The organism is Pantoea sp. CFCC18177 (assembly GCF_059412425.1).
Genome location: NZ_JBNBPL010000049.1, coordinates 1 through 6,356, shown reverse-complemented (window position 1 = coordinate 6,356; position 6,356 = coordinate 1). Strand labels below are relative to the sequence as shown.

General features: G+C 60.1%; 5 protein-coding genes. 1 reads left to right on the top strand and 4 read right to left on the bottom strand.

Going from position 1 to position 6,356, the window contains the following annotated elements; genetic code table 11:
• Positions 1–138 precede the first annotated feature (138 nt).
• The 4 genes from ACPUC8_RS25915 to ACPUC8_RS25900 all read right to left on the bottom strand — a co-directional run bounded on the left by ACPUC8_RS25915 (position 139) and on the right by ACPUC8_RS25900 (position 4,433).
• Entirely contained in the window at positions 139–711 is a 573-nt protein-coding gene (locus tag ACPUC8_RS25915) for a hypothetical protein (RefSeq protein ID WP_007180433.1), read from the bottom strand.
• A 76-nt stretch (positions 712–787) separates the two neighbouring features.
• Positions 788–1,051, bottom strand: a complete 264-nt coding sequence (locus ACPUC8_RS25910; RefSeq protein ID WP_007180432.1) for a hypothetical protein — start codon at positions 1,049–1,051, stop codon at positions 788–790.
• Positions 1,048–1,350, bottom strand: coding sequence for a hypothetical protein (locus ACPUC8_RS25905; protein WP_007180431.1), 303 nt, complete (start codon positions 1,348–1,350; stop codon positions 1,048–1,050). Before ACPUC8_RS25905 ends, ACPUC8_RS25910 begins: the two co-directional genes overlap by 4 nt.
• A gap of 56 nt (positions 1,351–1,406) precedes the next feature.
• Complete coding sequence (locus ACPUC8_RS25900) at positions 1,407–4,433, bottom strand: Tn3 family transposase (RefSeq protein ID WP_007181927.1); 3,027 nt, start codon at positions 4,431–4,433, stop codon at positions 1,407–1,409.
• A gap of 143 nt (positions 4,434–4,576) precedes the next feature.
• On the opposite strand from ACPUC8_RS25900, the gene ACPUC8_RS25895 reads away from it, so the two are divergent.
• The gene (locus ACPUC8_RS25895; protein ID WP_007180429.1) at positions 4,577–6,268 is read left to right on the top strand and encodes a site-specific integrase; all 1,692 of its coding nucleotides are present in this window, start codon (positions 4,577–4,579) and stop codon (positions 6,266–6,268) included.
• Positions 6,269–6,356 lie beyond the last annotated feature (88 nt).

Here is a 6,356-nt window from a genome sequence, read left to right as displayed (position 1 = left end):
GGGGGATCTACGCCGGAACCCCAGAAAATTCCGTCGTTCCACATTGTGAACATTAATCGGCTTATTCCAGCCGAAGAATGTTGGAGCGACGTCCGGTGAGTGACATGACGGTCTCGGTCACACGGACCATCAGGACCGTTACGCGGGGCCCAGTTCGATTACATTGTGGGACAGGTCGAGACAATCTTCGCAGTCCCGGCAAACCCAGTGCAGCATCGGCCCGACCGGATCTGGATGGTCGCTGAACGTTGTCAGCGCCGCGTCGTACTGAGCATCGGACGTGCTCGAGCGCAGTATCCGCTCGAGATTAGACTCGATGCTGTCCAGGCTGCATTCACCGATGCCGGACTTGAACACCGTCACACCGCCTGACGGGTTGACCGCGAAGAAGAAAAACGCCTTCGTGTCGACCATGTGCGACAGGATTGTCCTGGCGATGAAGTTGCTCGGATTGATCAGCGCATTGAAGATGCGGTAGCCGTAAAACTCTAAGCCGAAGTGTACGACCTCGAAGTCGTCGGTGCCGCGTATCGAGTGGCCAAAGTTGAAACCGCTGCGTGTTACGTCGTTCGGAATGTCATCCACCGGCCGCAGTGCCAGGCAAGCATAGTGCGTCTGGCCCTCGGCCACGAGTCCCATCGCAAAGCAGGGCGCGCGCTCGGCCAGCAAGGCCTCGACAAAATTCCGGTTCATGCGGAGCGTTGGCAGCATCGGGCATCCTTCATCGTGAATCAAATCAACATTTGCCGACCTGGCTGTGCGGTGCGTCGACGTCGAACATCAAAGGCTATACATCGTCGAGCTCGAACAGCGCGCGATCGGCGGGCCGCGACAGATAATCGTCCATCATCGCGCGGAAATCGGCTTCATCCCACTCGCCGCGATCGACACGCCGCAGCAACGCCTCGCCGGCCAGCATGATCTTTCGCTCGCGATCCGCGCGCGTTTGCTTGACCTGCTGGCGCTGCGCCTTAGCTGCCGCTTTGCGGGCTGTTTTCAGCTCCTGCAGCTTTTCGTCTGTCGCATCGAGACGACGTTTCAGCATGTTCATTCTGGCGTCCTGTTCGAAGAAGCGGTTTGCGCGGGAAACCGGCGCGCCGGCGTGCGCCGGTTCGTTACATTCGCGCCGTACTGTCGCGCCCAGGTGCGTACCGAGGGAGCGATATCGACTAACGTCGGCGGCATGTTCGGCAACACATCCATCGTCCAGCCACCCAGCCGCTTTGGCGCAATATACGCCGGTCGCCAGCTGCCGTCGGCCAGGATATCGATCACGAACAGCGACGTGCCGACGCTCAGTCGCCAGGTGTTGACCACGGCTGGGGGTAAAGGATTACCTGGTTGTGGCATCGTATTCCACCGTAACAGGAATAAGGGATTCCAAGCCAGAACCGCCGAAAATTCGATCACTCCAATTCGAGCCCTGCAATGAGCGCGTCCAGGTCGATTTTGTTGTCGCTTTGAAAAGTGTAGTGCCCGTTCAAAAGGATATGCCGCCAGGCTGCCGGTGATATCTGCGTAAGCCGCGCCAGCGCCTTGGCGTTGCCACTGGCCTCCCATTTCGTCAGTAGATGCGACAGAATCGCCGAGTTGTAAAAAATGATGACGTTGGCGATCAGCCGGGCGCACTGGTTGCTGATCTCGATTTCGATGTCGGTGCGGCCGGTCAATTCCTTCTTGCCGCCGACCTGGGCGATGGTCGAACGAAGCTGATGGTAAGACTCGAGGCGGTTTTGGGAGCGATGCACGTTTCGCTCGAGCTGCGGGTCGCGCAGGTAACGCAACGTGTAGATGGTACGAATGAGCTTATCGAACTCAAAAATCGCGCGACGTGTCGGGTTTTCCTGCGAGTACGTACATAGTTTGCGGATCAGCGAGCCCTGCGTGATCTCTTTGAGGCCCAGCGTGGCGACGATCTGATCGATATTTGTCTTCTCACTGGTGATGAGCTGCCGATCGATTTGTCCGATCGGCTGAATCAGGCATTTCTCGTACAGCGCCGGGTCGTCGATACAATACAATTCCTGCAACTGGTCATCGAGGTTTGTGAAGCGAGGCTCGAAGCGCAACCCGAACCAATACAGGATAGCGAAGTTGGCTTTGTTGATGCTGTGCATGTCGCCGGTGATCGCAGTCGGCACTATATCCGACGTGTTGCGATACCAGATGTCGAACACGTGATGCGCCTCGTACTCGTGCGCGCCGATTAGGTAGCCGTTCAACGGGACATGATTGCACAGCAGCGTGTAGGCGACGACGCCTTTGCCTCGTCCGAAGTATTTGCGCGAGTAACGCGCCTTCACGGTCGGTCGCTCGACGCCGAATTTCTGCCCATCGACGGCGCTGTACAGCGCATCGAGATCGAACGAGTAGTACGGGAAGATCGGCAGCGCGGCGATGGCGTTGCTGATGCAGTCGTTGGCCGCATGCAGCGTCGCCTGACGCAGATACTGCTGGTAGGTGCTATCCAGAACGTGGTACGGAATGTCGCTGGTGCGCGCCATGACATGGTTGCCATGGTTCATTGCCTGAGCGATGATAACCGCCATCAGGCTATCGGCGTCCGCTACCTTCTTCGCGTAGCGCGGCTGCAATGGCGTCAGCGCCGACAGGAACTGGCACTGGCCGTTGACGAAGCGGAACACGTCGGCAACATCGCAGAATGGCAGTTGCTCGTAGAATGCCTGCTCACGCACCTTCTGGTTCTCGGTTTTCGGTTTGCGCCAAATCAGCTTCTGCGTATCCTTGTCGTATTCCAGGTGCGTAAGCTTGCCCTGTTTCAGCTCTCGGTTGAAGGCCAGCCATTGTGCATGCAACTCGGCCGCTAACGCATCGAGTTGGGCATCGATTGGCTGCTGCAGGAACGGGATCTCCATCTGCGCCAGCGCGTCGGCCTTCTCGTTCATCGAAACAAGCTCGTCGGAGAAGTGACGATGTTGCAGACTGTCGTCGAGATAGATCTCTCCCGACTGGAAGCGCTTCCGGATCTGGCGGTACAACCAGAATTCGTAGCGATCGGCGTGCAAACCGGTCGGCTGACCATCAGCGCCGAAGATCAGCAGGTACGGTCGCAGGCGCTTCGGCAGCGTGGCCGCGGGACATTCGGCGAGCGGTCGTTGTGACAGGCGCTGCTGTTTGGCGAAGGCCCCCTTGACCCAAGCCAGCGCCGCGAGCCACGGGTTGTCTGGGGAGGTGCCGACGAAGTCGAGCTCGACGTACAAGGGGCGCAGGTGACGGCGAATACGTTTGGCTAGGCCGTCCACCGCCAACCAGTGTAGTGCCAGTTGACTCAGCGGCTTGACCGTCATGCGTTGCGCCGTGTTTTGTAGCACATCTTTGGCCATGATTTTATAGGCGCGCTGACGCACCTCGCCGAACGGCGTCGGATCGGCTACGCTGTCGTCCACATAGAGCGACAACAGGCGGCCGATCTGCGGCGTTTCCCGATGGCGTTTTACTTGCTCGGCGATGAGTGACTGTTTCGCGCCCGCGCTGCTTTCTTCCTCGAGCTGCTTCATGTGGAAGGCCATCGCATCGACCAGGTTGTCGGTGAGCTGTCGGAAGCGCACCCAGGCGTAACACAGCAGGTAGAGCTGCGCCTGATCCGCCTTCAGGTTGCGCAGGTCGTGGACGGTATAGAAGTTCGCCAGGCTTGCGTAGTACAGCACGTTCTGCTGCGAGATATCCAGCCGGGGCAGCAGCGTCCTGGCGATTTCGTGCAACGGCTGCAGCGTGCCGCGCTTTTCGCGTTCGCGGACCATCTGACGCCAGCCGAAATTCTTGGCATCCTGTTTCAGCGCCGCCAGTTTCGACAGAGTATCATCGCGCACCAGAAGTTGGTCTAGCGCGGTTTGGGTCAATTCGTCCAATACGCCGGTGAGCAGGTCGCCCAGCCGCCGACGTTCGACGGACAGGGCTTCGCTGACTAGCTCTTGCAAGGTCGTGTAGCCGGGCCGGATCATCTTGTGCTCATTGAGCCACACGATGAGCTCGGCGGCGACGAATCCCGGTGTCACGTCGCGACGTACGATCTGCGCGGCCTGCTGCATGAGTTGCGGCAGGAAGGCGGCCACCCACGGTCGATAGCCGTACAGTTCAGCGATCTGTTCGCGCTGGGCGTAGTACTCGTGCCGGGTGATCGGCTTGCGTTCGAACGGCTCGCCGTGGAAATAGCGGCTCAACACGAAATCGTAATCGTCCTCAACCTCGTCCCAATCGAAGCGGAAGAAGGCGTGCTTGGACTTGAAGTAGCCAATCTGCAAGATGCAATAGACCTGCGCGGGTATGGAGGGCCGGCTACTGGCGAGCGCCAGTTCGGATTCGGTCAATGCCAGGTATTCCAGCCGCTGCGCATCGTCGAAATCAGGCAGGCCATACAGGGCTTCCTGTTCGGCGTCGGAAAAGACGCTGAGCAGCTTATTCTTGTTGATCATCGACCATCCTCTCCACGCAACGTCAGATCCTTCAATTTTGTGATATCACGACATGGGGTACGACAGAAATATTGAACTCCCGCATTCTACAGAGATAAGCTTTATTATCTCTGTGGCATTGTTTCCATATTAAACTCGATGACATGAAAACGCGCCCCACGAGCCCGTCCGCCGCCGACATCCCGACCGACTTTCCTGATGCTGATGCACTGGCAGCGCTGCGTGCCTGGTACGAGGGCGCATCCTCGCGTGAGGCGGCACACCGGTACATGCAAGATCGGCTCAGCCACAGCCAGTCAGCCCGCGGCGTCATCGGCCAGATCCGCCGGCAACTGGCACTTTATGCCCGTAACCGACAGCGGGCAGATCTGGCCACGCTGTTCGAATGCCCGGCCCAAAAGCGTATGCATCATGCGCGCGCCACCACGCAGGCTGTCGAGCTACTGCGCATCATGCCTGCGCCAGCTCCGCAGATCGGCGACGACATTGCGCACTGGCTGCCGAATCGCGCTGCCCGCACCCTGCACGCGGCCGGCATCCGGACCCTGGCCGATCTCACGGTACGGATTCCGCGTCGCCGGCAGTGGTGGACCGTCATTCCGGGTCTCGGGCCGGCCAGTGCAAGAAGGATCGAGGCCTTCTTTGCCGCGTACCCGGCGCTCACGGAGCGGGCCCGCGCACTGATCATCGCGGATCGGCAGTCAGTCGTGACGCCTTGGGAGCAACTACGGCTACCGCACGAGATCGACGGATCCGCCGGCGCCTTCCGCGCACCGGTGTCGGCCTGCATCCTCGGCGTCGACAACGATTACGACGCTATCCAGGCATGGCTCGCGTTGCACGAATCCCCGGCCACGCAGCGGGCCTACCGCAAGGAAGCCGAACGGCTGATTCTCTGGGGCATCGTTGCTCGCGGCAAGGCGCTGTCTTCGCTGACCACCCGGGATGCCACCGACTACAGGGCGTTTCTGCGCAGACCTACACCGCGAGAACGCTGGGTCGGGCCACCGCGGCCGCGCACATCAACGGACTGGCGCCCGTTTGTCGACAACCTCTCGGCCCGTTCGATTGCGCATGCGCTTGCCGTGCTCAGCGCCATGTTCCGCTGGCTGGTCGAGCAGCGCTACGTCGTGGCCAACCCATTCTCCGGCATCAAGGTACGCGGCAGCAAGCGCGCCATGGCTCTTGAAACCTCGCACGCTTTCACCGAAGGAGAATGGATGCTGACGCGCACCATCGCCAACGGGCTCGAGTGGTCGTACGGCTGGCAGGCGCCCGCTGCGCAACGGTTGCGGTTCATGCTGGATTTCGGCTACGCAACGGGACTGCGGATCAGCGAACTGGCTGACGCCACACTGCGCAGCATCGAAGTCGACGCAGCCGGTGATCACTGGCTGCACGTGGTCGGCAAGGGCGGCAAGCCAGCCCGCGTTACCCTGACACCCCTAGCGCGCACAGCGCTGGACCGATATCTGCAGGAGCGGGGGCTTCCTGTCAGCCGTGCTCACTGGAATCCGACCACGTCCCTGATTGGCAGCCTTGACGACGCCGATGCCGGCATCAAGCCCTTGCGGCTGTGGGAAGTCATGCGCCGGTTTTTTCGGCTCGTCGCGCAGATTATCAAGAACGACCATCCGGTGCTGGCTGAAAAGCTGCATCGGGCCTCTCCGCACTGGATGCGGCACACCCATGCGACCCACGCGATCGCCAGAGGGGTTGAGCTGAGCGCCGTACGAGATAACCTGCGTCACGCGTCGATTTCGACCACGTCGATTTACTTGCATACCGACGATGTAAAGCGGGCACGGCAGTTCGGGCAGGCATTTACCGACTGAGTTACTCGCTCGGCACGTCAGGCAACAAACCGATTGACGTTCACAATGTGGAATGACGGAATTTTCTGGGGTTCCGGCGTAGAACCCC

What these genes read in the sequence shown, in the direction of transcription:
- ACPUC8_RS25915 (WP_007180433.1), bottom strand. Translation starts at nt 711, where the DNA reads ATGCTGCCAACGCTCCGCATGAACCGGAATTTTGTCGAGGCCTTGCTG.
- ACPUC8_RS25910 (WP_007180432.1), bottom strand. Translation starts at nt 1,051, where the DNA reads ATGAACATGCTGAAACGTCGTCTCGATGCGACAGACGAAAAGCTGCAG.
- ACPUC8_RS25905 (WP_007180431.1), bottom strand. Translation starts at nt 1,350, where the DNA reads ATGCCACAACCAGGTAATCCTTTACCCCCAGCCGTGGTCAACACCTGG.
- ACPUC8_RS25900 (WP_007181927.1), bottom strand. Translation starts at nt 4,433, where the DNA reads ATGATCAACAAGAATAAGCTGCTCAGCGTCTTTTCCGACGCCGAACAG.
- ACPUC8_RS25895 (WP_007180429.1), top strand. Translation starts at nt 4,577, where the DNA reads ATGAAAACGCGCCCCACGAGCCCGTCCGCCGCCGACATCCCGACCGAC.